22 protein-coding genes and 3 tRNA genes are annotated in these 25,648 nt (G+C 61.3%); 16 read left to right on the forward strand and 9 right to left on the reverse strand.

What is annotated here, in order from left to right; all coding sequences use genetic code 11:
• Positions 1-21 precede the first annotated feature (21 nt).
• On the forward strand, positions 22-936 hold the full coding sequence (locus F0M17_RS02625) for a hypothetical protein (RefSeq protein WP_149596337.1): 915 nt from the start codon (positions 22-24) through the stop codon (positions 934-936).
• Between the two features lie 955 nt (positions 937-1,891).
• On the opposite strand, the gene F0M17_RS02630 is transcribed toward F0M17_RS02625, so the two are convergent.
• Both F0M17_RS02630 and F0M17_RS02635 read right to left on the reverse strand, forming a co-directional pair.
• A tRNA-Ser gene (locus F0M17_RS02630) sits at positions 1,892-1,983 on the reverse strand.
• Between the two features lie 63 nt (positions 1,984-2,046).
• Positions 2,047-4,134: a prolyl oligopeptidase family protein gene (locus F0M17_RS02635; RefSeq protein WP_073707519.1), complete on the reverse strand. Its 2,088-nt coding sequence runs from the start codon at positions 4,132-4,134 to the stop codon at positions 2,047-2,049.
• Positions 4,135-4,190: 56 nt separating this feature from the next.
• Here F0M17_RS02635 and F0M17_RS02640 point away from each other — a divergent pair, with 56 nt between their 5' ends.
• The gene (locus F0M17_RS02640; RefSeq protein WP_141359045.1) at positions 4,191-6,206 is read left to right on the forward strand and encodes an FAD/NAD(P)-binding domain-containing protein; all 2,016 of its coding nucleotides are present in this window, start codon (positions 4,191-4,193) and stop codon (positions 6,204-6,206) included.
• Between the two features lie 48 nt (positions 6,207-6,254).
• On the opposite strand, the gene F0M17_RS02645 is transcribed toward F0M17_RS02640, so the two are convergent.
• Positions 6,255-6,342: transfer RNA gene (locus F0M17_RS02645), tRNA-Ser, on the reverse strand.
• Positions 6,343-6,404: 62 nt separating this feature from the next.
• Here F0M17_RS02645 and F0M17_RS02650 point away from each other — a divergent pair.
• The 5 genes from F0M17_RS02650 (at position 6,405) to F0M17_RS02670 (ending at position 11,437) form a co-directional block, all read left to right on the forward strand.
• Positions 6,405-7,382 (forward strand): NAD(P)H-quinone oxidoreductase, encoded by a 978-nt coding sequence (locus tag F0M17_RS02650; protein ID WP_038993829.1) that lies wholly within the window; start codon positions 6,405-6,407, stop codon positions 7,380-7,382.
• 112 nt (positions 7,383-7,494) lie between these two features.
• On the forward strand, positions 7,495-9,729 hold the full coding sequence (locus tag F0M17_RS02655; protein WP_246857115.1) for a carbon starvation CstA family protein: 2,235 nt from the start codon (positions 7,495-7,497) through the stop codon (positions 9,727-9,729).
• A gap of 2 nt (positions 9,730-9,731) precedes the next feature.
• Positions 9,732-9,923: a YbdD/YjiX family protein gene (locus F0M17_RS02660; RefSeq protein ID WP_073707480.1), complete on the forward strand. Its 192-nt coding sequence runs from the start codon at positions 9,732-9,734 to the stop codon at positions 9,921-9,923.
• 153 nt (positions 9,924-10,076) lie between these two features.
• On the forward strand, positions 10,077-10,526 hold the full coding sequence (locus F0M17_RS02665; RefSeq protein ID WP_073707481.1) for a hypothetical protein: 450 nt from the start codon (positions 10,077-10,079) through the stop codon (positions 10,524-10,526).
• A gap of 68 nt (positions 10,527-10,594) precedes the next feature.
• The gene (locus F0M17_RS02670) at positions 10,595-11,437 is read left to right on the forward strand and encodes an aldo/keto reductase (RefSeq protein ID WP_121866194.1); all 843 of its coding nucleotides are present in this window, start codon (positions 10,595-10,597) and stop codon (positions 11,435-11,437) included.
• A 199-nt stretch (positions 11,438-11,636) separates the two neighbouring features.
• Here F0M17_RS02670 and F0M17_RS02675 read toward each other — a convergent pair.
• The 4 genes from F0M17_RS02675 to tmk all read right to left on the reverse strand — a co-directional run bounded on the left by F0M17_RS02675 (position 11,637) and on the right by tmk (position 15,157).
• Positions 11,637-11,711: transfer RNA gene (locus F0M17_RS02675), tRNA-Thr, on the reverse strand.
• A gap of 82 nt (positions 11,712-11,793) precedes the next feature.
• A complete protein-coding gene (locus tag F0M17_RS02680) occupies positions 11,794-13,329 on the reverse strand; it encodes an alpha/beta hydrolase (RefSeq protein WP_233125378.1) in 1,536 nt (511 codons plus the stop codon).
• Between the two features lie 23 nt (positions 13,330-13,352).
• Entirely contained in the window at positions 13,353-14,507 is a 1,155-nt protein-coding gene (locus F0M17_RS02685) for a DNA polymerase III subunit delta' (RefSeq protein WP_038993815.1), read from the reverse strand.
• On the reverse strand, positions 14,504-15,157 hold the full coding sequence (gene tmk, locus F0M17_RS02690; RefSeq protein ID WP_073707483.1) for a dTMP kinase: 654 nt from the start codon (positions 15,155-15,157) through the stop codon (positions 14,504-14,506). The genes F0M17_RS02685 and tmk overlap by 4 nt, the downstream gene beginning before the upstream one ends.
• A 147-nt stretch (positions 15,158-15,304) precedes the next feature.
• On the opposite strand from tmk, the gene F0M17_RS02695 reads away from it, so the two are divergent.
• From F0M17_RS02695 to F0M17_RS02710, 4 genes are all read left to right on the forward strand, one after another.
• Positions 15,305-16,462: a PLP-dependent aspartate aminotransferase family protein gene (locus tag F0M17_RS02695; RefSeq protein WP_149596339.1), complete on the forward strand. Its 1,158-nt coding sequence runs from the start codon at positions 15,305-15,307 to the stop codon at positions 16,460-16,462.
• A gap of 74 nt (positions 16,463-16,536) precedes the next feature.
• Positions 16,537-16,848: a DUF2516 family protein gene (locus tag F0M17_RS02700; RefSeq protein WP_223308877.1), complete on the forward strand. Its 312-nt coding sequence runs from the start codon at positions 16,537-16,539 to the stop codon at positions 16,846-16,848.
• Between the two features lie 130 nt (positions 16,849-16,978).
• A complete protein-coding gene (locus F0M17_RS02705; protein WP_066144097.1) occupies positions 16,979-17,725 on the forward strand; it encodes a phosphoglyceromutase in 747 nt (248 codons plus the stop codon).
• A gap of 197 nt (positions 17,726-17,922) precedes the next feature.
• Positions 17,923-18,225 carry a DUF4193 domain-containing protein gene (locus tag F0M17_RS02710; protein WP_038993831.1) on the forward strand — a complete coding sequence of 101 codons (303 nt, stop codon included), beginning with the start codon at positions 17,923-17,925 and terminating at the stop codon, positions 18,223-18,225.
• A gap of 281 nt (positions 18,226-18,506) precedes the next feature.
• Here the strand turns inward: F0M17_RS02710 and phoU are convergent, their stop codons facing one another.
• Positions 18,507-19,160: a phosphate signaling complex protein PhoU gene (gene phoU, locus F0M17_RS02715; RefSeq protein WP_038993819.1), complete on the reverse strand. Its 654-nt coding sequence runs from the start codon at positions 19,158-19,160 to the stop codon at positions 18,507-18,509.
• A 227-nt stretch (positions 19,161-19,387) separates the two neighbouring features.
• Between phoU and F0M17_RS02720 the strand changes: the two genes are divergently transcribed.
• Positions 19,388-20,602, forward strand: a complete 1,215-nt coding sequence (locus F0M17_RS02720; protein ID WP_246857116.1) for a cell wall metabolism sensor histidine kinase WalK — start codon at positions 19,388-19,390, stop codon at positions 20,600-20,602.
• Positions 20,599-21,279, forward strand: a complete 681-nt coding sequence (locus F0M17_RS02725) for a response regulator transcription factor (RefSeq protein WP_038993821.1) — start codon at positions 20,599-20,601, stop codon at positions 21,277-21,279. The genes F0M17_RS02720 and F0M17_RS02725 overlap by 4 nt, the downstream gene beginning before the upstream one ends.
• Positions 21,280-21,359: 80 nt before the next feature.
• Here the strand turns inward: F0M17_RS02725 and F0M17_RS02730 are convergent, their stop codons facing one another.
• Positions 21,360-21,899, reverse strand: coding sequence for a hypothetical protein (locus F0M17_RS02730; RefSeq protein WP_073707485.1), 540 nt, complete (start codon positions 21,897-21,899; stop codon positions 21,360-21,362).
• Between the two features lie 354 nt (positions 21,900-22,253).
• Here F0M17_RS02730 and F0M17_RS02735 point away from each other — a divergent pair, with 354 nt between their 5' ends.
• From F0M17_RS02735 to cysS, 3 genes are all read left to right on the forward strand, one after another.
• A complete protein-coding gene (locus F0M17_RS02735) occupies positions 22,254-22,739 on the forward strand; it encodes a CarD family transcriptional regulator (protein ID WP_038993823.1) in 486 nt (161 codons plus the stop codon).
• A 77-nt stretch (positions 22,740-22,816) separates the two neighbouring features.
• Positions 22,817-24,085, forward strand: a complete 1,269-nt coding sequence (gene ispD / locus F0M17_RS02740) for a 2-C-methyl-D-erythritol 4-phosphate cytidylyltransferase (RefSeq protein ID WP_149596340.1) — start codon at positions 22,817-22,819, stop codon at positions 24,083-24,085.
• Positions 24,086-24,171: 86 nt separating this feature from the next.
• Positions 24,172-25,623, forward strand: a complete 1,452-nt coding sequence (cysS, locus tag F0M17_RS02745; protein WP_149596341.1) for a cysteine--tRNA ligase — start codon at positions 24,172-24,174, stop codon at positions 25,621-25,623.
• Positions 25,624-25,648 lie beyond the last annotated feature (25 nt).

Raw genomic sequence — 25,648 nt, forward strand, 5'->3', positions numbered from 1 at the left:
TAAACAAAGTAGTCTGGAAGCATGGAATTTCTCATCTGGCTCGTTGTCCTCATTGCAGTGATTGCCCTGGGCTACTTCGGTCTGCAAGCGCTTCGCAAGAAGAACACTGCGCAAATCGCGCAGGCGATTTCCCGTGAGGCGGCACAGGCCGCGAACGCGAGACTAGATGATGCATCCCGCAATTCGGTGTACCGCAATTTGGCCAAGGGCGACATAATGGGCGCGGTCAAGGACTTCCGCGAGGCTACCGGCGACTCGGTCAAGAATTGCGTGATCGCAGTCCGCAGCCTCGACAAGTACCCGCAGACTGCCCCTGCCAAGGAATTACCGAACGATGATACCGAGCTCAAGGCCCTGGGCGACAAGCTCGAAGCCCAAGTTGAGCGCGAAGATCGAGAAGCGGCGGCAACTGCCGCTGCCGAGTCAGCGCCAGCATCGGGCGATGATCCCTGGGTTGTTCCCCAGGAATGGAGCGAGCAGTTCAGTTCCCTCCAGGAACCCAGTGCCACGCATTTCAAGATGGCATTTGAGCTTGATGGCGAGAGCCGCGAGTTTTCCAGCGAGCAGCTGCCGCCCAATGAATACGACCAGCTGTTCTCGATGCTGCGGGATTCCAACTTTGAAGCAGCGGCAAAGATTCTTCACGGCTATACGGACCTGCCGGTCGAGGATTTGGAACGCATGATCTCCACATCCCCAATGTCTGGCGCTAACGCCAACGGGAATGTCGCAGACTTCCGTTTTGAAGGCCAGGGACCGGATGGCCCTGTGCATTTTGATGCTGCCGAGCTTCCGGAAGCTGAACGCGAAGCGCTCTTCGATGCCATCGCAGATACCGATCTGGAACGGATGTCGGAAATTATCGTCCGCCATACGTCGTTGCCGGAAGATATCGTGCAGAACATGCTGCGGACTTTCGTGAAGCGCGAGGATTAGCAGCGGCAATCCAGTGACGTTGGATGGTCAGCCATTTGCGCCCCCGACTGGACCGGCAACTGGCCGAAGTCGACGCGGTGTGCTCGCCCGTTCGCGTTTTCTGCTCGCAAGCTATTGGCACTGCAGGTCAGTGCGACGGCGAAAAAGAACGTCACCGCAATCAGGCCGGCGCTTCGGGTGATTGCTTCCAGTGCCCTAGGATGCCCAACGTGTACTTGTGCCCGGGTGGCGCATGGACGTGCCTAAGGCGCGCCAAACGACTGTTAGCGATTCCCAGGGCATGTTTGCCGAAACGGACCACTTTACGAAATGCTGGTCAACTTTCAATGCGCCAGTCGGGAATTTTCTTCGTTAAGCAGGCAACCCGCCAGTTTTGGGGGAGACTGACGGGCTTCACCATTTCGAGGTCGCGTTTGGGGGCTGCGAACTCGATGCCTGACTGGTGATTCTTTGATTGGCATAAGCCAATGGCAACTGTAATACCAGAAGAGCAAAATTAGAAGTGGAACGAAGAAATTAAATACTTTTCCCAGTTTGAAAAATTGCTAGGCGTTAAAGGTTTAACGACGTATCCTAGGCTTAGGTTTCACGCTGGGCAATCGTTTTTGGGGAATCGAAAGTCCTTGAAGAAACAGAATGGGGATTCTGTTTCTTGGCGCAAAACTCGCACCTGGCCCCCGCTGATGCATCATCAGCGGGGGCTGGACTAATTTAAACAGCAAATCTTGTGGCCAATATAGGCTTCCGCATGGCATTTAGTTGATGTCGAATGACGGTGAATTGAACTGCACCGGTTGTTCTCCATCTGGCCCTGCATTGGGTGTGGCCAAGCGGTGTTGAGTATTTCTCGCGGTTCGCTACGAAAACAGCATGGAGAAGTATTCCGACTGTTTTGACCCACGGGTCTTATCCTTGACCTGGAAACGAAAAAACCCCTAGTTGACTAGGGGTTTTTTGGCGGACACGGGGGGATTTGAACCCCCGGTCGAGTTTTAGCCCGACCCTTCATTAGCAGTGAAGTCCATTCGGCCGCTCTGGCACGTGTCCATCCGCTGTTTCCAGCAGAATCTAGCCTACCTGAAGATGGGTGCGTGTTCCAAAACGAGAGAGCTAACGCACCTGTCGCCACAGGAATTCGTAGCTGGTCGCCAGCATTTTCGCGGTGGACTCGTTGTCCGTTGAGCCGGCATGGCCGCCGTCCTGCGGCTCGTGGTACCTGACGTTGCCAATGCCCAGATCCATCATCTTCGCTGCCATGATGCGTGCCTGCGATGGACCTACACGGTCATCGGACGTCGTGGTCCAAATCAATGAGGCCGGATAGTCATCGACTCGATGAGGCTGATCGGTGAGCCGATGGACGGGGGAGAAGGTCCGCAGGAAGTCCCAGTCCCCGGGAACCTCCGGATCGCCATACTCGGCAATCCAGGAGTGGCCGGCCGCCAACTGGGTATAGCGCTGCATGTCCAAAAGCGGAACGCCGCAGGAGATTGCGCCGAACAAGTGCGGGTAGCCGGCGATCATGTTGCCCATGAGCAATCCGCCATTGGACCGGCCGGTGGCAGCCAAATGCGCTCGGGAGGTTACCCCGCGGGCCACAAGGTCTTGGGCGATGGCGGCGAAGTCCTCATAGGCGCGATGGCGCTTTTCACGAAGCGCCGCACGATGCCAAGCTGGGCCGTACTCGCCACCACCACGGATGTTCGTCATGACGTATACCGGCTTGCGGCCGTCATCGGTGCGGCGCGATAGCCACCCGGTGCCCATCGCCGCTGCGTAGCCGGGCGTCATGCTGTGCTGGAAACCGCCGTAGCCATCCATCAGTACCGGGTTCTTCCCGTCGTGCACCAGATCAGCTGCCGCGACCTGGAAATAGGGAACCCTGGTTCCGTCCGCGGATGTCGCGAAGTGCTGGGTGACTTCAAAACCGTCGGCATCGAAACGATCCGGTGATTTCTTCACAACTTCTGCCTGGGCGCCGACAGTGCCGCGCAACAGGGTCGTCGGGGTGATGAAGCCGGTGATGGTCATCCAATAGTCATCGCCGTGCGCCGGATCTTCATCGTCAACAGCTCCCACCGAGACGCTGAGCATTGGATCCTCCAACGGCATGTTGGACTGGCTGAACTGGTCTGCCAGATCGATGATGCGCACCTGCGAAGCCACGTCGTGCAAGACGGTGAGCAACAGGTAATTGGCGGTGAAGCTCAGTGACTCCAGAGCCGTGTGCGCATCCGGGGTGAATAGGACCTTCTCGATGCTGCCGGACTCTAGGAATGCGTCCAACCGGGCGATGGCCAATGAACCGGCAGCGATCTGCTGGCCTTGGTGTTCCCATTGGGTTTGCGGGGCAAAAAGGACCCACTGCCGGTGGAGGCTCACCTGCACATCGGTTGGTACATCGATCCGATGGTGTTCCCCATCGATGAAGACCCCGGCAGTGGAATTGTAGAAGTCGATGGCGTCGGTGGTGACGATTCGTTCGAATCCGGGAGTCGAGTCGTAGTAGCCGAATGCTGCGACATGTTCCTTGTCGACTTCGAAGAGAATTGGGGCTTGTTCAATTTCCATGCCGCGGCTGAGCCGCCGCAAGGTGTTCGCGTAGGTTGAACGGGTGGTGTATTGCTCGCTGCTTGCGGAACCGACCAGCAAGGTATCGCGGTCAATCCACGAGGCCTGGGTCTTCGCAACAGGAAGGTCGAATCCGTCGGGAACAAAGCTCTTGGACGTCAGATCGAATTCGCGAATGCGTACTTGGTCGCCGCCGTCAGGGCTCAACCGAAGCAGCGCACGCTCATACGTATCACCGGAGGCGGGCCGCAGCAGTGCTGAACCAGCGAAATGCCATTCGTGGCCTTCCTGCCGCGCATGCAGGTCAAGATCCAGCAGGACTTCCCACTGCGGGTTGTCGCTGAGGTAGGAATCCCAAGTGGTGCGGCGCCACAGCCCAAGGCGATGGGCCGAGTCGCGCCAGAAGTTGTAGTAGTGCTCGCCGCGCTTGGTCACCATCGGAATGCGGTCCTGGGCATCGAGAACCGTCTTGATCCGCTGCGCATTTGCGTGGAACGTGCCGTCGTAGAGTTCAGACTCTGTGCGCTGGGTCTGGTTCCGCACCCATTCGAGTGCCGTTTCGTCGTGGATTCCTTCAAGCCAGGAATATGGATCGGTGCTTGCAACCTCAGAAACATGCTCAGTCATGGCCATAGTCTATGCGCCTGGCCCATGACGTGGTCCAAAGGTAATAACCTAGAGAAGTGAACAGCGAGAAAGCAGCACCAAAGAACGAGTTCAGCCTGGTCCTGGTTGGGGCAGGCCCGCGCGGCACCAGCGTGGTTGAACGACTCGCCAATTTGGCGTTGAACCTCCCGGAACAAGGCACCGTCCTGAAAGTGACGGTTTTCGACCCATTCACTCCGGGTTCGGGCCACGTGTGGAACCCGAAGCAGTCCCAGAATTTCCTGATGAACACCCCGTCGTCATTTCCGACGGTTGCCCCCGAACGGGAAGGCGCTGAACCGGGGCTGAGCTTTCGCCAGTTCGTGGAGCTTCGCGGCGACGGACGAAAACTCACCGACGAGCACGCCAAGCTGATCGAGCGGATTGAACCCGGGACCTATCCCTCACGCGCAATCTACGGCGAGTACCTTGAGCATGTCTATGACCGCAGCGCCTCCATTCTCGCCGCCCACGAGAATTTCAGCATCCAGCATGTTGCCGCAGAAGTGATCGCTGTCCGCCCCGTAGGCAACGCCTACCAGGTCGATTTCAGCAGTGCCCAGGACAGTGCTGAAACCCGTCAGCTCGACGCCGACGCCGTGGTGCTGGCCCTGGGCCACCAGCCGGCTGAGCTGAACCCGTGGCAGAAGCAGCTCGAGGAAGCAGCCGCGCAGGCAGGGGCGACCTACATGCCGCCGAACGTCCCTGCAGACCTCGACTATTCCCGCTTCAAGGAAGGCCAGCCGGCATTGATCCGCGGGTTGGGGTTGAATTTCTTCGACGGCATGGCCGAGCTGACAGCGGGCCGTGGCGGAATCTTCCGCGAGTCCAGCACCGAGCCGGGGCACCGCCTTGAATACATTGCCTCAGGTCGGGAGCCGGCACTGATCGTGGCTTCGCGGCGAGGAACCCCGTACTGGGGCAAACCAGTGGTGGACCAGTTCATTCCAGATGAAATCGAGCTTCGCTACTTCGACGCGCCGGAACTGATTGGACGCCTCGCCGAAGCCCGCGCCACCAATCCTGCCGCGTCCTTGGTGTTCTCACGCCATATTTGGCCGAAACTGCATCGCGACATCCTGTTCGCCTACTACAGCAGCTGTGCCCGCGTGCATGGCGCCCCTGATGGCTTAGGCGAGCGCGAGTTCGTTGAGCGGCTCGAAGCGATTCTCTCTGCCGAGCATCATGAAGGAAGCCAGGTGTGGCTTGGCGAACTGCGCAAATTCATCGAGCAGTTCCCGCAGCTGCAGTGGCTCGACGTTCCAAAGCTGGCCAAGCCATTCGAGGAAGTCGGATTCAACTCCGATGAGCAGTACCAGCAGAGCGTACGCGACTACCTCGTCGACAATGCCCGGCACAGCACCGGTGGACTTGACGACCCGTTGTCCTGCGCGATCATGACGATGAATGCCGGGCGCATGCTGATCAAGGAATTGATCGCTTCGGGCGTGATCGACGAGCAGTCGCGCATCGAGGAAATCCAGGCGCACTTCGAGCCATTGGTCGAAGGGTTGTCATCCGGTCCACCGCTGGAACGCATTGAGCAGCTGCTGGCGCTGTCGCGTGCGGGAATCGTCTCCTTCGTCGGCCCGGATCCGGAGTTCGGCTTCGATGAGGTGTCGGAGCGGTTCACGGCATCCTCGCCGTGGGTCGATGCGGAGGTGCACACCGCGAAGACCATGTGCGAGGCGATGATGCCGAGCAACCGCGTCTTGCAGAATAGCTCTGCGCTGATCAAGCAGCTGTTGGGTGATCATGTGGCGCGCGTGCACAGGTGGAAGAATGCGGAAGGCGAAAGCCTGCCCGGATCTGGTTTCGACGTGGTTGGCGAGCCATACCGTCTGGTCAACAGCGAGGGACTGGCGCACCGTGGGCTGTTTGTGCTGGGATTGCAATTGTCATCTGCGCAGTGGGGAACGGCAATTGCCGCCCAAGCTGGCGACCTGCGCAGGCCTGCGGCCCGGACCTTGCACGACGCGGCCAACGTGGTGAACGAAGTGGCGCGTCTAGCGGGGCTGAACGGCAACGGAGGGTTGAGCGCAGAACAGGATTAAGCAGTTTGGCGGGCTGATCCGAAGATCAGCCCGCCAAATCTTAGAACGCGGATGGTATGGGATTTGAACCCATGAGACGGGGTTGCCGCCTACTGGTTTTCAAGACCAGCTCCTTCGGCCGCTCGGACAACCATCCAACCCGAAAAAGTATACGGCATGAACCCCGCTCGAAAGGAATTGAAGACCATGAACGACGTTATGAACGCCTATATCTACAACGGTGCCGGTGGGTCAGAAGTCCTCGAGCTGGTGCAACGGCCAATTCCGGTCGTTGCGGCGGGAGAAGTGCTGGTCAAAGTCGAGGCGTTCGGCCTGAACCGCGCGGATGTGCAGCAGCGCAAGGGCGTGTATCCGCCACCTCCCGGGGCCAGCGACATCCCTGGGCTGGAAGTGGCCGGCACCATCGCGGGCATCGGTGAAGGCGTCAGCGGATGGAAACCGGGAACGCGTGTTGCAGCCCTGCTCGCTGGCGGCGGGTATGCGCAGTACGTCAATGTTCCGGCAGAGCTGCTCATCGAAATCCCAGGGAAGGTCTCGACCATCGACGCCGCAGGGTTGCCGGAAGTCGCTGCCACGGTGGTTTCCAATCTCTTCATCGAAGGCGGACTGGGACAGGGGCAGACGCTATTGATCCATGGCGGTGCCGGCGGCATCGGCTCCATGGCCATACAGCTCGCGAAGGCCGCCGGGGCCCGCGTCATCGTCACCGCTTCGTCGGCAGAAAAATTGGACTACTGCCGTGCGCTCGGCGCCGATGAAGGGATCAACTACCGCGAAGAGGATTTTTCTGCCCGCGTCAAGGAATTGACCGATGGCAGGGGCGTTGACCTGATCCTGGATGTTGTCGGCGCCAAGTACCTGGGGGAGAACGTCAAAGCGCTCGCCGTCGGCGGGCGGATGGTAGTCATCGGTTTGCAAGGCGGTGCCAAGGCGGAACTGAATTTGGGCCTGCTGATGAACAAGCGGGCGCGGATCATCGGCACGACTTTGCGTTCCCGCCCGCTGGGCGAAAAGGCGGAAATCGTTCGCCAGACCACCACTAAGGTGCTGCCGCTGCTGGAACAGGGAAAACTGGCCCTGAACGTCACCAAGACGATGGACTTCGCGGAGCTGGCCGCCGCCCATGAATACTTTGATTCTGGCGAACACACCGGAAAAGTTGTCATAAAGGTTTAATGCAACGGGCGAACCGGTTGTAAGGTGACTGCGTAGTCATTAAAGTACGTGACTTGTTTAATAACCACTGGTCACTCACATCACTTGCACCGTTCCTAGGAGGTTGCTCAAATTGAGGACCCAAAATACCTTGCCACCAGCGGGTGTCGATCCTGAGGTTGCCGAACGCGAAGAAAAGCGCTGGACTCCGGCCAAGATCGGCATCTGGGTTGCCATTGCACTGGTCGGCGGCATCGCATGGTCGATCCTCGCCTTCTCGCGCGGGGAAACCATCAATGCCATCTGGTTCGTCTTTGCCGCTGTCGCGACCTACCTGATTGCCTACCGCTTCTATTCGAAGTTCATCGAGCGCAAGATCGCCAAGCCGGATGATTTCCGCGCTACCCCGGCCGAATCGGTCAATAACGGCCGCGACTTCGTACCCACCGACCGCCGGGTCCTCTTCGGCCACCACTTCGCGGCCATCGCCGGCGCCGGTCCGCTGGTTGGCCCGATCCTCGCAGCCCAGATGGGCTACCTGCCCGGAACCATCTGGATCATCGTGGGCGTGGTGCTGGCCGGTGCGGTCCAGGACTACCTGGTCATGTTTTTCTCCATGCGCCGCGGTGGACGCTCGCTGGGCCAGATGGCTCGCGAGGAACTGGGCTTGATCGGCGGCACCGCCGCGTTGATCGCCACCCTGACCATCATGATCATCATTACCGCCATCTTGGCGCTGGTGGTCGTCAATGCGCTGGGCGAGTCCGCTTGGGGCGTCTATTCGGTGGGCCTGACTATTCCTATCGCTCTGTTCATGGGCATCTACCTGCGGTTCATCCGCCCGGGCAAGGTCCTGGAAATCTCCGTCATCGGCTTCGTGCTGCTGATGTTCGCGATCATCTCCGGCCGCTGGATTGCCGAATCCGCGTGGGGTGCCGAGTTCTTCCACCTGGAGCGCACCACCATCGCCTGGGCGATCATCATCTACGGCATCATCGCCGCGGTGCTTCCGGTCTGGTTGCTGCTCGCTCCGCGCGACTACCTGTCGACCTTCATGAAGATCGGCGTCATCGCCCTGCTGGCCGTGGCGATCATCGTTGTCCGCCCGGAAATCGATGTTCCTGCCTTCTCCGAGTTCGCCGGACGAGCTGATGGCCCGGTCGTGGCCGGGCATATCTTCCCGTTCCTGTTCGTGACCATCGCCTGCGGCGCGCTCTCCGGCTTCCACGCCCTGATTTCCTCTGGTACCACCCCGAAGCTGGTCGAGAAGGAAAAGCAGACCCGCTTCCTGGGCTACGGCGGCATGCTGATGGAATCCATGGTGGCCATCATGGCGCTGGTTGCAGCGATCTCCATCGACCGCGGCATCTACTTCGCGATGAACTCCTCGGCTGCCGCCACCGGCGGTACGGTGGAAACCGCCGCGGTGTTCGTGAACTCGCTGGGCTTGGCCGGCGTCAGCCTGGATCCGAACCAGCTGACCGAACTGGCTAATAACGTCGGCGAGAACTCGGTGGTCTCGCGTACCGGTGGCGCACCGACGCTGGCTGTGGGCATTGCGCACATCATGCACCAGTGGTTCGGCGGCACCGCGATGATGGGCTTCTGGTACCACTTCGCGATCATGTTCGAAGCGCTGTTCATCCTGACCGCGGTTGACGCCGGTACCCGTGTTGCACGCTTCATGCTGCAGGACACCATCGGCAACTTCATCCCGAAGTTCAAGGACACCTCGTGGCGTCCGGGCGTGTGGCTGTGCACGTTGATCATGGTCGCCGGCTGGGGCTACATCCTGATCCTCGGCGTAACCGATCCGCTGGGCGGCATCAACACCTTCTTCCCGCTGTTCGGCATCGCCAACCAGCTGCTGGCAGCGATTGCGCTGGCAGTGGTGATGACCATCATCGCCAAGCAGAACAACTTCAAGTACCTGTGGGTTGTCGCCCTGCCGCTGGCCTTCACCGTGGTGATCACTTTCGTGGCCAGCTGGCAGAAGATCTTCTCCGCAGACACCAAGGTCGGCTACTTCGCGAACCACAACGCCTACAAGGAAGCGTTGGCCAATGGCGAGACTTCCCTCGGCTCGGCGGGCAGCGTTGAAGCAATGGAGGCCGTGGTGCGCAACACCGGTGTCCAGGGCTGGCTGTCCGTGGTCTTCCTGCTGCTGACCGCGATCGTGCTGGTCTCGGCTGTCGTCGCAACCATCAAGGCCAAGCGCAACGGCGGCGGCACCAGCACCGAGGATCCGGCCGTGCCATCGAAGATGTACGCACCTGCCGGCTTGATCTCGTCGCCTGCTGAAAAGGAGCTTGAAAAGGCCTGGAAGCAGGTCCCTGCCGAAGCCCAAGTCCAGCGCGGCGGCCACTAGCCATGGCTACGCTTTTGGAACGCCTGGGGCAAGCCAAGAAGTTTGTCGACGGAGTGCTCGGTGCCGACAAGTACCAGCACTACCTGGAACACCACGAACGCAATCATCCCGGCGCCAAGCCGATGACCGAGCGTGAGTTCTGGAAGGACTACACCGACTGGCAGGAAAAGAACCCCGAGGGGCGTTGCTGCTGAACCCGACTGGAACCGGCCGTGAGGGCCATCCGCGACAGCGGATGGCCCTCACGGCCGGTTTCGTTTTATGTCGACTGCGTTGCCGGGAACACTGCGGTGATCCCGGTAGGCTAGAACCAGTAATCCATCGGAAACCACCGGCAGAGAAGTGTAATGGCGTTCTTTTCACGACTGCGCGCTGAGCGTGCTGCTACTCGCGAACTCGGCGAGGGCGTCTGGCGTCGCGCGCATGACCGTTTCCAGCGGTCATTGGACCGGGTCTTCCAGGTGGTTGAAGGCATCACTGATGTCCAGGCGTACAACGAGCTCGTCAAGGAAGCCAACGAGATGGCAGTGCTCCTGCCGACCGTGCGCCAGCTATGCTGCGCGGCGCAGCGGATCACCCCGAGCAATGACGACACGATCCCGCAGCTGACCTCGGCGGCGCACCGTTCGCTGACCAAGGCGGCCAACGATTTGGCGACGACCGCACAGGTGATCGCGATGATGCGGATGCAGGCGGAAGCCGGCCGGCCGATCGACATCGAGGCGGTGCGCCATCGGGCCAAGCTGGTGGAAGAAGACGTCAGCCGGGCCGCGCAAAATCTCGCTTCCAGCGAATAATTGGGTTTTCCCGATCGCTGGCGTGGTTTTTCGCCGTGCCGCACGCATCGGTGAACTAAATTAGTTCCATGACCCAAACAATCCCTGAACTGCAGTTCCTTGACGGAAACACCATCGACCAGCTTGGCTACGGCGTCTGGAAGGTCGCCGACGCCGACGCGGAAGTGGTCGTTGGCAAGGCCATCGACGCTGGCTACCGCCACATCGACACCGCGCGCATCTACGGAAACGAAGCTGGAGTCGGCCGTGCAGTTGCCGCCAGCAGCGTGCCGCGCGAAGAACTGTTCATCACCACCAAGGTCTGGAACTCGGACCAGGGTTATGAGAAGACCATGGCCGCAGCGGATGCTTCGCTTCAGCGTCTTGGCCTCGAGTACGTCGACCTGTACCTGATCCACTGGTTGCAGCCGAAGCGCGGCACCTACGTGGACACCTGGAAGGCGCTGATCCAGTTGCAGAAGGACGGCAAGGCCAAGTCCATTGGAGTTTGCAACTTCACCAAGGAAGCACTCGAAGAGCTCTACACCGAAACTGGAGTCCGCCCGGTCATCAACCAGGTTGAAACCCACCCGTACTTCCCCCAGACCGAGCTGCGCGCCTACGAAGCCGAGCACGGCATCCTGCATGAGTCGTGGTCCCCGCTGGGCCACGGCGGTGAACTGCTGAGCGACCCAGTACTGGCGGACATCGCCAAGAAGCATGGCGCATCGGCGGCGCAGGTAGTCATCGCCTGGCATCTGGCCCTAGGCAATGTCGTCATCCCGAAGTCGACCACCGAATCGCGCATCGTCGAGAACTTCGAATCATTGAATGTGAAGCTGGACAAAGAAGATCTGGCAGCCATCGCTACCCTGGATCGCGGCGCCGAAGGCCGCATCTCGGCTGACCCGGCCACCGCCGACTTCGAATAGAACACCGACCCCAAGAACGGGCCCTTGGTTTCATCTGGAACCAGGGCCTGTTCGCATATCCCAAGTTGTCGTTGGGGCATATATGGGACGCGAATGAAGTCCGTGGGGTGCAAAGGCCGAACCCAGTTGGCAAGAACCGCTGAAGATGGCGAAAACCCCGGAACCAGGAGTTGTTCGCGATTCCGGGGTTTTCTTCACGTGGAGCCCCCTGCCGGATTTGAACCGGCGACCTGCTCTTTACGAGGGAGCTGCTCTACCCCTGAGCTAAGGAGGCCTGTGCCTGCAAACAGGCACCACGTCACTTTATCCGAGGAATTGTCTGAACGTCAAAACGGCGATGACATCATCAGGCCCAATCAGCAGCGGGTGCCGGCTTCGGGGACTTTGCCGTCGATCAGGTACTCATCCACCGCCTTGGTAATGCACTCGTTGGAACGCCCATAGGCGGTGTGGCCATGGCCTTCATAGGTCAGCAGGGTCGCGTTATCCAGCTGCTTGGCCAGGGCCTCGGACCACTTATATGGGGTGGCTGGATCACCGACGGTGCCAATGACGAGGATCTCATTCGAGCCTTTCGCGTCGAGCACCTCAGGCTTGCCAGTGGATTCGAAGTCCAGGGCCTCGCAGGCGATGCCGCTGTAGGCCAGATACTTGCCCAAGGTCGGAGCCGCACGCATCAGCTCGGTCGCTTCGGCCTGCATGGCTTCTTGGCTGCTGTCCGTTGGACGATCCAGGCAATCAATGGCTACGTAGGCGTCGCTCGAATTCGAAGCATAGGTGCCGTCGCTCTGGCGGTCTGCCGAGAGATCCGCCAAGCTGAGGATGATGTCTACATTCCCTTCGTTGACCGCGGCGTTCATGGCGTCGGTCAAATAGGACCAGCTGGCATCATCGTAGAGCGGCAAAATGAAGCCGTTGACGAAGTCGATGATCGGAACGACTCGCCCATCGCTGGCGGTCATCGGCTCGTTCTCCACCTGAGCAAAGAACTGCTGCAGCTGCACCTTGGCCTCTTCGACGGTTCCGGTGAACGGGCAATTGCCGCTTTCAAGGCAGCTGGCGAGCCAAGCGTCGATTTCCTTCTCGAACCCAACCGCCTGGGCCAAGGTGAGGTCCGAAGCTGACAAGGTTGGATCCATGGCGCCGTCCAGCACGAAACGCCCCACATTCTGCGGGAACAAGTCAGCATAGGTTGCGCCCAAGAAGGTTCCGTAGGAGACACCGAGGTAGTCCAGCTGCGCATCACCGAGCACAGCACGGATCACGTCCATGTCCCTGGCGGCCGATACGGTATCGACGTGGTCGAGCAGTTCGCCGGTATTGGACGCGCAGTCAGCCGCATAGTCCTCGGTGCTCTCGATGATCTCGTGCTGGTCTTCAGGAACCCACGCACGGAGGTTTTCCTGGCGCCCCTTATCGGTTTCGGCAGCGCTCTGGCACGTGACCGGAGAGCTTTCTCCCACGCCTCGTGGGTCGAAGCCGATGACGTTGTAGGCCCGCTGCAGGTCATCGCTGAACATGCTCGGGACCGTGGACGACACCATGTCCAGTCCAGATCCACCAGGGCCACCGGGGTTGACCAGGATATTGCGCGTCGCCCCGTCCACGGCGCGGCGGTTCAGGGCCAGCTCGATGCTCTCGCCTTCGGGATTGTCGTAATCCATCGGAACCTGGATGGTGGCGCATTCGATGACGCTGCCGCACTTTTCCCAGTCGAGGCTTTGGGTATAGAAGGTTTCCAATCCTTCAGGCGCACTGGTGTTCGGCGCGGGCTTCGGGGCATTCGATGCGCTGGATGGCGAATCCGCTGTGGGGGAAGAGCAGCCTGCCAGGCCCAAAGCCATGGCAGTCCCTACTGCGGCCAAGCGCTTCATCGGTGAGCGTGCAGGCACTGTTCGTGTCTCCTTGGGATGGGTTAGCGGCGTCCGGGCTGTGGCAGCAGACGGGTCATGAGCGCTTCCAGCGCCATGAGCTGGTTGACGTTGGCGGCCAGGCGGCCGCGGGTTTCATTGATGGCATCAAGCTGGGCCAAGGACTTCTCGCTGGACTGTTCCGCAGCGAACCGCTCCAGCTTCTCGCGCAGGTGCTCGTTGATCAGCTCGGTACCGGTTTTCAGCTGGATGCTCAAGACATCGCGGAAGAAGGTGGTCAGGTCAGTCAGCGTCCGGTCCAGGGCATCGAAGGCAGCACGCCGGGCAAATCGCTTGGCATCATCCTCCAGCGCCTTGAACTGCCCGCGCAATCCAGGTGGGATGGTCTCTTCCGGACCCAAGCCATTGGCATGGCGCAGCTGGGCAATCTTGTTCTGCAGGTCGGTGCCGGTGATGTTTTCGGCACGCTCGCTGGCCAGCTTGGAGATTTCTGCGGCCGCCGCCATCGCCTGCGGCAAGGTCGTGGTGCGCAGCGGCAGCGTAACGACCTTCTCGCGCTGGATGCGTGCCTGCTCGTCACGAGCCAGCAAGCGGGCCACACCGATATGCGACTGCGAAACCCGGGCAGCGAACAATGCTTGATCCGGTTCCAGCCCATCGCGGCGCACCAGGAGATCTGCAACGTCCTGGGTGGAAGGCACGGAGAGGTTTACCGCGCGGCAACGCGACCGGATGGTCACCAGCACATCGGCGGGAGACGGGGCGCTGAGGATCCAGATCATCTTGGCTGGAGGCTCTTCGATGGCCTTGAGCAGCACGTTGGTGCTGCGCTCGGACATGCGGTCTGCATCTTCGATGATGATGATGCGCCAGCGGCCGGTGCCAGCGCTTTCCTGCGCACGGGTAATCAGGTGGCGGACATCGGCAATCTGGTACTCGAACTTGTCGGTGGAAACGAAGGACACATCAGGGTGCTCCGAATTCATCACCATTTTGCAATTGGCGCACTCACCGCAGCCGGCCGGAGTCTGGGTGCACTGCAATGCCGCCGCGAAAGCACGCGCCGCGGTGGTGCGGCCCGAACCCGGGGGGCCGGTTACCAGCCAGGCATGGGTGGGGTTGCCGCGATCAACCTCGGCGGTCAACGTGTCAATGACGCGTTCCTGCCCGGCGAGGTCCGCGAAGACCGGCCGGGTCACAGCAGGCCTGCCAGATGCTGCGCAACCGATTGGTGCAGCTGCTCCACGCTGGCGGTGGCATCCAGGACCAGGTAGCGCTGCGGCTCACGGGCAGCCAAATCGAGGAAGGCGTTGCGGATGCGTTCATGGAAATCATCCGGCTCGGATTCCAAGCGATCCGACTGCTCCACCCCGCCGCTGGCCGCAATGCGCCGGGCGCGCCCCTGCTCGGCGGAGATGTCGAGGATGATGGTGGCATCCGGCTTCAAACCGCCGGTTGCGAAGTCGTTGATTGATGCGACGGCATCAATTCCGAGTTCGCGGCCCATGCCCTGGTAGGCCAGCGAGGAATCGACGAACCGGTCGCAGATGATGTGGGTTCCGGCCTCCAGCGCGGGGGAGATGACCTGCTGGACATGGGCGGCACGCGCCGCCGAGTAGATCAGAGCCTCGGTACGCGCATCGATGTCGCCGTGGCCGTGGTCAAGCACCAGGGAACGCAGCTCTTCGCTGATCTGGGTTCCACCTGGTTCGCGGGTCGTGGCGACCTTGGCTCCACGGGATTCCAGCCACTGCTTGGCCAGCGCGACCTGCGTGGACTTGCCGGCGCCGTCGCCGCCCTCGAAAACGATGAACAAGCCACGGGTTGGGGAACTCGAATCTCTACTCACCCCACTAGCCTATCCAAGGACATTTAAAGATGCGTACTGCAACGGCTGGTTGGGCATTGGAAATACGTCAAGTGTGGTGGATCAGTCACATGAAATGTAGTGAAATCCACCGTTTGGCAGTACCCGATCCAGCGTAGAGTTTTTTCCATGAACCCCCGCACCGCAGAACAAGGCTCCAACCCGGCCTGGGACCCGAAGACATTGCTCGTTGCCGGTGGGCGTCCGGCCCATGGCTACGACGTTCCAGTCAACCACCCGGTCACCTTCACCTCTACCTACCATTCCAAGGGCCAGGCGGCGCCCGGCGAACGCGTCTATGCGCGGTTCTCCAACCCCACCTGGGATCCCTTCGAGGAAGTGCTGGGCCAGCTCGAAGCGGCAACCCTGCCGGCCCTGGTCTTCTCCTCCGGCATGGCAGCTATTGCCGCGGCATTGAGCCTCGTTCCAGAGGCCGGCGTGCTGGTGATGCCACGGCATTCCTATAACGGTTCGCTGGCGCTGAGCTCGGAACTGCAAGAAGCTGGACGGCTGAGCATCCGCCCGGTGGACATTGCCAACACCGACGAAGTGCTCGCCGCGTTGGATGGGGCCGATGTGCTCTGGGTGGAATCGCCGACCAACCCCATGCTGGAAGTTGCAGACCTGCCGGCACTGCTGGCCGGCGCGAAAGCGAAGAACGTGCTGAGCATCGTGGATAACACTTTTGCCACCCCGCTGCTGCAGCAGCCGCTGGTCCACGGCGCCGACCTTGTCGTGCACTCGGTGACCAAGTACCTCTCGGGCCACTCGGATGTGATCTTGGGCGCGCTGGTCACCAGCGACGAACAGCTGCACAGCCGACTGCACGGATACCGGACCTTGCATGGCGCGATCGCCGGACCGATGGATACCTTCCTCGCCCTGCGCGGGGTGCGCACCATGGCCGTACGCCTTGAACGCTCGCAGTCGAACAGCCAGCTGCTGGCCGAACGGCTGGCGGCGCATCCCAAGGTGCAGGCAGTGCGCTACCCGGGATTGGCCAATGACCCGGGCCACGCGCGCGCTGCCGAACTCATGGGCGGGTTCGGTTCGGTGATCGCCTTCGAAGCGGGCGGCTCTGCCGAAGAAGCCGACCGGGTGCTGGATGCATTCACGCTCATCACCGGTGCCACCTCGCTGGGAGGAGTGGAGTCCCTGGCCGAGCGGCGGGCACGCCACGCTTCCGAACCGGCCAGCGTCCCTGCCAGCCTGATCCGCCTGTCGGTAGGCATTGAAGAAGTGGAAGACCTCTGGGCAGATCTGAAGCAGGCCCTGGACCGGCTCTGATGCCGCGGGGCCAATTTCCGCGCGTGGCACAGTGCCCATCAAATGCGTCGCAAAGGTAGAGTGAAGGCATGAACATGATGCACGTAGCCCGACTGATCGAGTACTACATGATGATCGCCCTGAGCGTTGTCATCGTGGCGCTCGCCGTTTGGGCTCTGGTTGATTGCCTGCGCCATGGCGCGGATCGCTTCGCCCAGGAAGGCAAGCGCACCAAGGGCTTCTGGCTCGGTCTGACAGTGGCCAGCACCGCTGTAGCCTTGCTGGGCATGCTTGGACAGGGCGGAATCGGCTTCCTGCAGCTAATCGGCGCCTGCATCGCCTGCGTGTACCTTGCGGACGTCAAGCCAGCAGTGAGCGGCAAGGGCGGCGGCTGGTACAACTACTAGGCCGCGCCAAGGCACCCAAGTTTTCACGAAGACCTGCATCCGCTTGATGGCGGAGCGCAGGTCTTCGCACTTTAACCACGGGCCTTAACTTTCGCGCGAGTGGGCTTGCGCATTGGTTAGGATAGATTCCATGAGCCACACTTTGATTTTGCTTCGCCACGGACAGAGCGAATGGAACGAAAAGAACTTGTTCACCGGTTGGTACGATGTCTCGCTGACCGAGAAGGGCCGTGCTGAAGCAGCCCGCGGCGGCCAGCTGCTGGCCGAAGCAGGCTACAAGCCGGAGGTGCTGCACACCTCCTTGCTGACCCGCGCAATTGTCACCGCGAACCTGGCTCTGGAAGCCGCTGGCCGTTCCTGGATTCCGGTGAACCGCGACTGGCGCCTGAATGAACGCCACTACGGTGCGCTGCAGGGCAAGGACAAGGCGCAGACCTTGGCCGAATTCGGCGAAGAGCAGTTCATGGAATGGCGCCGCAGCTACGACACCCCGCCACCAGCACTGGACGACTCCTCGGAATTCAGCCAGATCAATGATGAGCGCTATGCGGCGCTGGGCGACTCCGCCCCGCGTACCGAGTGCCTCAAGGACGTGCTGGAGCGCATGCTGCCGTACTGGGAGAACAACATCAAGGCCGATCTGTCGGCAGGCAAGACCGTCATGGTCACCGCCCACGGCAACTCCCTGCGCGCACTGGTCAAGCACCTGGACGGCATCAGCGATGAAGACATTGCCGGCCTGAACATCCCGACTGGCATCCCGCTGGTCTATGAACTGGATGACAACTTCCAGCCAATCACCAAGGGCGGAACCTACCTGGATCCAGAGGCCGCGGCCGACGCTATCAAGGCCGTCGCCAACCAAGGTCGCAAGTAGGACACGCTTTTCGGCGGTTTCGCGATGACCGGCCATGGGCCGGTGATCGCGAAGCCGCCGTCTGCTTATTAACGCGGGGATAACGCCAGGCATCCGGCTGTGAGCGAAACAACTGCGCACGATTGTATTTTTGGCATTAGTATGCTGTAATCTCCTATTTCGAATAGGCTCAATGGCTCACGTTAGGAATGCAATTCGTGGCAACTGATTACGATGAAGTCCGCCCAGACGTTGCTGAGGCACGCAAGGCTTCTCTGGATGCGGTGAAGTCCGCAAACGCACCGGACGCCAAGTCGGTGGTGCGCGAGCTCGACGAGACCGATCACACCGATGGCATGGATCTGCCGGGCGCGGATCTCTCCAACGAGGAATTGACCGTTACGGTCATTCCGCAGAAAGACGACGAGTTCATTTGCGGCTCGTGCTTCTTGATCCGCCACCGTTCGCAGCTGGTGCGCGAAGAAGGCAACGTAGGCTTCTGCGTCGAGTGCGAAGGCTAGAAACCCGCTAGACGCTGGCGCCATTCGTGCGCCGAGAACGGGCAGAGGGCAGCCCACCGATCGGTGGGCAGCCCTCTGCCCGTTTAACGAGCTGGAATCCTTGGCTGGGCCAGCTTCCTCATCGGGGCCCAACAAGGACGCACAGCGTGCTCTCTGGAGCGCCCAGCCGGAAGTCCCATGCCCCGTCCAAGCAAAATTGAAGAACAAAAAAGGCGCCTGCCATCCGTTGGTACCGGATGGCAGGCGCCATGGCTATGCAATCGAGCCGATGCTCCGAGAAGCTAGATTTCGGTTGGATCCCATTCGCCGGTCACCAGGTAGGTGACCTTGCGGGCTACGGACACGCCGTGATCGCCGAAGCGCTCAAGGTAGCGGCTGGTCAGCGACACATCCACGGTGGTTGGCGCGTTGGCGTCCCAGTCCTCGGCCGCGACCTGGGTGAAGACGCTGGAGTGCAAACGATCCAGCTCGTGGTTCAGTTCGATGATTTCGGTGGCGATCTTCAGATCGCGGGTGTCCAGCAGGCGCGCGACCGCCTTGGCGATGTCGATATCGATCTTTGCCATCTGGGCAAAGGTGTCGGAAATCTTGGCCGGGATCGCCGGGTTGGGGAACCGCAGACGAGTCAGCTGCGCCAGGTGGCGGGCCAAATCGCCCATGCGCTCCAGCGACGCGCTCATGCGCAGCGAACCGACAATCATGCGCAGGTCGCTGGCTACCGGCCCCTGCAGGGCCAAGGTGTCGATGGCCCGTTCGTCGAGCTGGTTCTGCAGGAAGTCGATCTTCGCGTCCGCCGCAATGACTTCCTGTGCCAGATCGACGTCCACGTTGGCTAGCGATTCCCAAGCGCGGTCCATTGCGGTTGCTACCTGGTTGGCCATCTCAATGAGTTCTTCGCCAATTTGCTGCAGGTCTGCCTGAAATACCTTACGCACAGCAGTTCCTTTCGAGTGTCGGTATCCATGCCGGATGGTGGACTGCCGTGGCAGCCACCCGCCACGAGACAGTTTTGTGGCATGGTGGAGGGTCTTGCTCCAGCTTGTCAGCGGGTGATTAACGAATATGCCACGAAAGGTGAACGTTTGGTGAACAGCGCGCCGAAATCGACTAAAACACGTCATTTAGGGCTGGAGCCGCCCACAGGTGAAGCTAGTCTAAAGATGTGAACGAAGTGATCTCGACTCTTATAGCCGGCGTCCTCGGCCTGGCTCTGGGGATCGTTGGCGTCATCTCCTTCCGGCTCTCCCAGGCCCGCTCTTCGAAGCTGCCGCAAGTCGACGAGCCAGTGCTCCCCGAGGGGGCGGCCGCCGTCCTGTCGGTCATCGGGCGAGCTTTCGTGATCCTCGATGACGTTGACGGAGTGGTCCGGGCCAACCCTGCCTCCTATGCCTACGGGCTGGTGCGCGGGCACACGCTGGTCCACAACGAACTGCTCTCGCTTGTGCGCCAGGTGCGCGCCGATGGCGTGATTGCCGAAAGCCAGTACGAGCTGCAGCGCTCCACGCTCGGTGCCGGGCAGCTGATTGTCCACGTGCGCGTCGCTCCGCTGGGAGACGAATACATCCTCCTGCTGGCCGACGACCGCACCGAAATCACCCGTACCGAAGCGATGCGCAATGACTTCGTGGCCAACGTATCCCACGAGCTGAAAACGCCGGTCGGCGCCATCGGGCTGCTGGCCGAAGCCATCACCGAAGCCGCCGACGACCCGAAGGCGGTACGCCGCTTCTCCACCCGGATGGACAAGGAATCGCGGCGCCTGGCGGCCCTGGTGCAGGACATCATCGAGCTCTCCCGGCTGCAGGCATCCGACGCGATCGTGCAGGGCCAGGAAGTGAATATCGACAGCGTCGTGGCAGAAGCCGTGGACCGCAGCCACCTGATTGCCGAGGAAAAGGGCATCACCATTACCGTGGGCGGCCATCTCGAAGAGCCGATCCTGGGCGATGCGGACCTGCTGATGACCGCTATCCGCAACCTGATCGACAATGCCATCCGCTATTCGCCGGAGCACACCACGGTCGGAGTGGGGATCCGCCAGCGCGATGGCTACGCCCAGATTTCGGTGACCGACCAGGGACCGGGCATCTCGCCCGAGGAGCAGGAACGCGTGTTCGAGCGCTTCTACCGCGTGGACTCCGCACGCTCGCGGCAGACCGGCGGCACCGGGCTGGGCCTGAGCATCGTCAAGCACGTGCTGGCCAACCACGGCGGCGAAGTGTCCCTGTGGTCGCAGCCCGGCCACGGATCAACATTTACCCTAAGACTTCCCCTAGCGGACGAAGAACCGGCGACCAGCAATGCGCTTGCCGGCCAGACGATGAAGGAACGAACGATCGAGGCGAGTGCGTCCGATCGTGAAGGAGGACGCCGATGACCCGCATATTGATCGTTGAGGACGAGGAGTCGCTCTCAGACCCGCTGTCCTTCCTGCTCGAACGCGAAGGCTTCGAAGTCCGGATCGCCGACGACGGCCTGAAGGCAGTCACCGAGTTCGAACGCCACGGCGCAGACCTGGTGCTGCTGGACCTGATGCTTCCGGGCCAGCCGGGCACCGAGGTGATCCGCCAGATCCGCCTGAACAGCCAGGTCCCGGTCATCATGCTCACTGCGAAGGACTCGGAGATCGACAAGGTAGTGGGCCTGGAACTCGGTGCGGACGACTACGTCACCAAGCCGTATTCCTCCCGCGAACTGCTGGCCCGCATCCGCGCCGTGCTGCGACGCCAGGGCGAAGGCGAGGAGCTGATCAGCAACGTGGTCACTGCCGGTCCGGTGCGCATGGACGTCGAACGCCATGTGGTTTCGGTCGACAACACCGAGGTGTCCATGCCGCTGAAGGAATTCGAACTGCTGGAAATGCTGCTGCGCAATGCCGGCCGCGTGCTCACCCGCGGACAGCTGATCGACCGCGTCTGGGGCAGCGACTATGTGGGCGACACCAAGACCCTGGATGTGCACGTCAAGCGCCTGCGTTCCAAGATCGAGGTTGACCCGGCAGTCCCCGAACGCCTGGTGACCGTGCGCGGACTGGGTTACAAGTTCGTGGTCTAAGGCCTAATAGCCCGGATACGGCAGCAGCCCCCGACAGAATCAGTGATTCTGTCCGGGGCTGCTGTTTCGGCTTGCGGAGCCTAGTGGCCCGAAGTCGAGTGGGTCTCTTCCGGGGTCAGGTGCTCGGTGACCGACTCATCGGCACCGCCCGGTACGAAGTCGCGGTATTCGGCAAGGGTGCCATCGACTACTGGAACGCTGAATTCCACGTTCTCGCCGGCGACGGTGAAGACCGAAGGTGCGTGCTGGCCAGCAGGGATGCCCAAGTTCTTGATGATCTGCTCGTTCTTTTCATCTTCAAGCTTGATAGTGCCATCGGCAGGAACCTGGATGGAGACAGGTGCAGTGTTCTCGGCCTTGACCGACAGGGTCAGCGCGGAATCGCCGGCGTTGATTACGGAGCCGATCAGGCGGGCTTCAGTGTCGTCGCTGTTGGTGACGAACATCAGGTTGCGGACCTTGGCGTCTGCGACATCGACGTTGACGCCATCGCTGGCGGCGTAGTCCATGTTGGTGGCCTGCTCGTTGATGGCGCCACAGCTGGTGACACCGAATGCCAGGGCAGCCACAGCGAGGGACGCGGCGATGCGACGTCCAGCGGTCATGCGTGCGGTGATCACGACACTAACTCCTCGGTGAGAATAATGAGTTGCTTCGGGTTCGTGGCCGGTTGAATCGGCTGCACCTGGGGCAGGGGCAGCCGCGAAAAGGACCACGATTATCTCTAAGCCTAGCTGTTTTTCACGCAAAGACGCGATTTAGCGACGTGCAACACACGCTTTTCGACAAGTTGTAGACAACCGTCGCTGGGAAAGGGGGAGGTGTGCAATCGACTGCCTTATCTTCTTCATAGCATGTTTCTCTTGCAAGTGGAAGAGGCAATTCCGCATGAATTCGCGGTTATATGGGGCACAGTCGCAAGGCCATGAATAGCAAACATGGTAGACTAGGACGTGGGAAAGGGGTTTATCCACATGGTTTTTGAGGTTGGCGAGACTGTTGTCTACCCGCACCACGGTGCCGCAATGATCGAAGAGATCAAGATGCGCAAGATCAAGGGCGAAGAGAAAATGTATCTCAAGCTCAAGGTGGCTCAGGGCGACCTGACCATTGAGGTTCCAGCCGAGAACGTTGATCTTGTTGGCGTACGTGACGTGGTAGGTCAGGAAGGCTTGGACCATGTGTTCGATGTCCTTCGTGCTGAATTTACCGAAGAGCCGACCAACTGGTCGCGCCGCTACAAGGCAAATGTCGAGAAGCTCGCTTCCGGCGATGTCATCAAGGTTGCAGAAGTAGTTCGCGACCTGTGGCGCCGAGAAAACGACCGTGGTCTGTCGGCAGGCGAAAAGCGCATGCTGGCCAAGGCTCGCCAGGTATTGATCAGTGAATTGGCCTTGGCCAAGGATCTGGACGAGGCCAAGGCGGAAGGCCTCTTGGACGAGGTTCTGGCTTCGGCCTAACCCAGTTCCGGTAACGCATCGCCGTGAAACGCTCCCAAGCGTTTCACGGCTTTTGGCGTTAAAGCAGCCGAATCAGGATGACGAGGCACGATAAGCTGGGCGCTGTGAAGCAAAGCGAAGCGCAAAATTCAAGCCTGATCCTGGTTGCGGCCGGTATGGGAACCCGTCTTGGCGCAGGAATTCCCAAGGCGATGGTTCAGGTGGCCGGGAAGTCCCTGGCAGAACATGCAGTGGACCGGATCCTCGGGGTTGGGCAGATCACCGAAATCATTGTGGTGACCCCGCCGAAGGACGAGCGCCTGGCCGCAGCCATGGCCCAGTACGGGGAACGGGTCCGTACCGTGCCCGGTGGTGCAAGCCGCGCCGCGTCGGTTCGCGCCGGACTGGCCGTCGCCAGTTCAGAGGCCGCGAATATCCTGGTCCATGACGCAGCCCGCGCTTTCGCCCCGGCCGAGCTGCATGAAAGGGTGCTGTATGCCCTGGCCGATGAGCAGTGCAGCGCGGTGATTCCGGCATTGGACGTCACCGACACCATCTGCGTGGTCCAGCCCGATGCCTCCGGCGAGCACGAGATCATCAAGGAAACCCCGGCGCGTTCCACCCTGCGCGCGGTGCAGACCCCGCAGGGCTTTGACGCGGCGCTGCTGCGCGCGGCGCACGCCCGGCTGGATTCCTGCACCGAAGCCGAACTGGAGCTGGTCACCGATGACGCGTCGATCGTGCGGGCTTTCGGCGCCGAAGTCCAGGTGCTGCCCGGATCGCAGCAAGCACTGAAGGTCACCTACCCCGAAGACCTCGACGCCGCCGGCAAGCTCGCGGCAAGCCACCTGACCAGCAACCCCAGTGCAAAGGAAGAAGCCATGATCCTGCCACGAGTCGGCAACGGCATCGATGTCCACGCGGTCAGCGACGACCCGGCCCGCGAAATGTGGCTGGCAGGACTGCACTTCCCGGACGACATCGGGCTGTCCGGCCACTCCGACGGCGACGCGGTAGCGCACGCTGCCTGCGATGCGCTGTTCTCCGCAGCGGGCATAGGCGATCTGGGCACGCACTTCGGGGTGGACCGCCCGGAATTCGCCGGGGCCAGCGGTGTGAGCCTGATTGCAGAAGCCGCCCGCCTGGTGCGCGAGGCAGGATTCGAGATCGGCAATGTCTCGGTGCAGTTCGTCGGCCGCCGCCCGCGCTTCGCCGCGCGCCGCGAGGAGGCCAACGCGGTGCTCAGCGAGGCGATCGGCGCCCCAGTCAGCGTCATTGCGACTACCAGCGACGGGCTGGGGTACGAGGGGGAGGGCAAGGGCGTGACCGCCTATGCCACCGCACTGGTCTATCCGGTTTCGCACTAGGCCCGTCGGCGCTGCCGCGGGCTTAGCTCATCGAGAGCGTCACAAGTGAAGCACAAAGCGTGCATCCATCGGATAACCTTAAAGGCGTGAGCCTGCGATTCTATGACACCAAAACAGCATCCGTACGCGACTTCCAGCCATTGGCGGAAGGCGAAGTCAAGCTGTACTACTGCGGCGCCACCGTGCAGGGCATGCCGCACGTGGGCCATGTTCGCAGTGCCATCGTCTTCGACATCCTGGTGCGCTGGCTCGAATACCGGGGCTTCGCCGTCACCACCGTCCGCAACGTCACGGACATCGATGACAAGATCCTGGAAAAGTCGGCGAACTCCTTCGCCGCGGACTTCGAAGCCGATGCCCATTACAAGCCGCGCGAAGAATGGTTCGCCCTGGCGTACCGCTTCGAGCAGGAATTCTCGCTTGCCTACGAGGCGCTAGGCGTGCGCCGGCCGACCTATGAGCCGCGCGCGACCGGGCACATCACCGAAATGCATGAGCTGATCGAGCAGCTCATCGACCGAGGCCACGCCTACCCGGCAGCCGACAGCTCTGGTGATGTCTACTTCGATGTGCGCTCCTATGAGCAGTACGGTGCATTGACCCGCCAGAAGGTCGACGACATGCAGGACGCCCCGGATTCGGATCCGCGCGGCAAGAGGGACCCACGCGACTTCGCGCTCTGGAAGGGGCACAAGGATACCGATCCGCTGACCGCGTCCTGGCCCAGCCCCTGGGGACGCGGCCGCCCGGGCTGGCACCTCGAGTGCTCGGCGATGGCCGGCAAATACCTGGGCAGCGCATTCGACATCCACGGCGGCGGACTGGATCTGCGCTTCCCGCACCACGAGAACGAGATGGCCCAGTCCAATGCGGCAGGCCACGGCTTCGCCAACTACTGGATGCACAACGGCATGGTCACCTATGAGGGTGAGAAGATGTCCAAGTCCATCGGCAACACCATCTCTCCGGAAGAAATGCTAGCGCTGGCCGATGCCCGCGTGGTGCGCTACTTCCTGGGCCAGGCGCACTACCGTTCGATGCTCGACTACCGCGCGGACTCGCTGACCGAGGCCGGGGCAGCGGTGGAACGCGTGGATACCTTCATCTCCAATGCGCGCTACCGCCTGGGTGCCGCCGCCGAGGCGATCGCAGCCACCGCGGTGCCGGAAGCCTTCGGCACCGCGATGGATGATGACCTGAACGTTCCCATGGCCCTGGCTGCACTGCATGAAACCGTGCGGCTGGGCAACGCTTCCCTGGACCAGCGTGATGACGCTGCCGCCGCCAAGGCCCTGGGCCAGGTCCTGGCCATGACCCAGGTGCTGGGCCTGGATGATGCTGGCAGCAATGAAGGGTCGGATTCTTCCGCAGAGCACGAGGCCCTGGACCAGCTGATCCAGGCGCAGCTGGCCGAACGCGCCGAAGCCCGGGCAGCCAAGGACTGGGCGCGATCCGATGCGATCCGCGATGCACTGGCATCCGCCGGGATTACCGTGGTGGATTCGGCCGATGGCGCCCGCTGGACCCTGGACAACTAGTCGCGAATCAGCGCGACGCCAACGA

It is taken from the genome of Glutamicibacter sp. ZJUTW (genome assembly GCF_008370855.1).
Lineage (GTDB): Bacteria > Actinomycetota > Actinomycetes > Actinomycetales > Micrococcaceae > Glutamicibacter > Glutamicibacter nicotianae.

Excerpts from the sequence above, each read along its gene's own strand:
- F0M17_RS02700 (WP_223308877.1), top strand. The coding sequence starts at position 16,537 with ATGATGCACGTAGCCCGACTGATCGAGTACTACATGATGATCGCCCTG.
- F0M17_RS02625 (WP_149596337.1), top strand. The coding sequence starts at position 22 with ATGGAATTTCTCATCTGGCTCGTTGTCCTCATTGCAGTGATTGCCCTG.
- F0M17_RS02695 (WP_149596339.1), top strand. The coding sequence starts at position 15,305 with ATGAACCCCCGCACCGCAGAACAAGGCTCCAACCCGGCCTGGGACCCG.
- F0M17_RS02665 (WP_073707481.1), top strand. The coding sequence starts at position 10,077 with ATGGCGTTCTTTTCACGACTGCGCGCTGAGCGTGCTGCTACTCGCGAA.
- ispD (WP_149596340.1), top strand. The coding sequence starts at position 22,817 with ATGACGAGGCACGATAAGCTGGGCGCTGTGAAGCAAAGCGAAGCGCAA.
- F0M17_RS02705 (WP_066144097.1), top strand. The coding sequence starts at position 16,979 with ATGAGCCACACTTTGATTTTGCTTCGCCACGGACAGAGCGAATGGAAC.
- F0M17_RS02635 (WP_073707519.1), bottom strand. The coding sequence starts at position 4,134 with ATGACTGAGCATGTTTCTGAGGTTGCAAGCACCGATCCATATTCCTGG.
- F0M17_RS02670 (WP_121866194.1), top strand. The coding sequence starts at position 10,595 with ATGACCCAAACAATCCCTGAACTGCAGTTCCTTGACGGAAACACCATC.
- F0M17_RS02735 (WP_038993823.1), top strand. The coding sequence starts at position 22,254 with ATGGTTTTTGAGGTTGGCGAGACTGTTGTCTACCCGCACCACGGTGCC.
- F0M17_RS02650 (WP_038993829.1), top strand. The coding sequence starts at position 6,405 with ATGAACGCCTATATCTACAACGGTGCCGGTGGGTCAGAAGTCCTCGAG.
- F0M17_RS02660 (WP_073707480.1), top strand. The coding sequence starts at position 9,732 with ATGGCTACGCTTTTGGAACGCCTGGGGCAAGCCAAGAAGTTTGTCGAC.
- F0M17_RS02725 (WP_038993821.1), top strand. The coding sequence starts at position 20,599 with ATGACCCGCATATTGATCGTTGAGGACGAGGAGTCGCTCTCAGACCCG.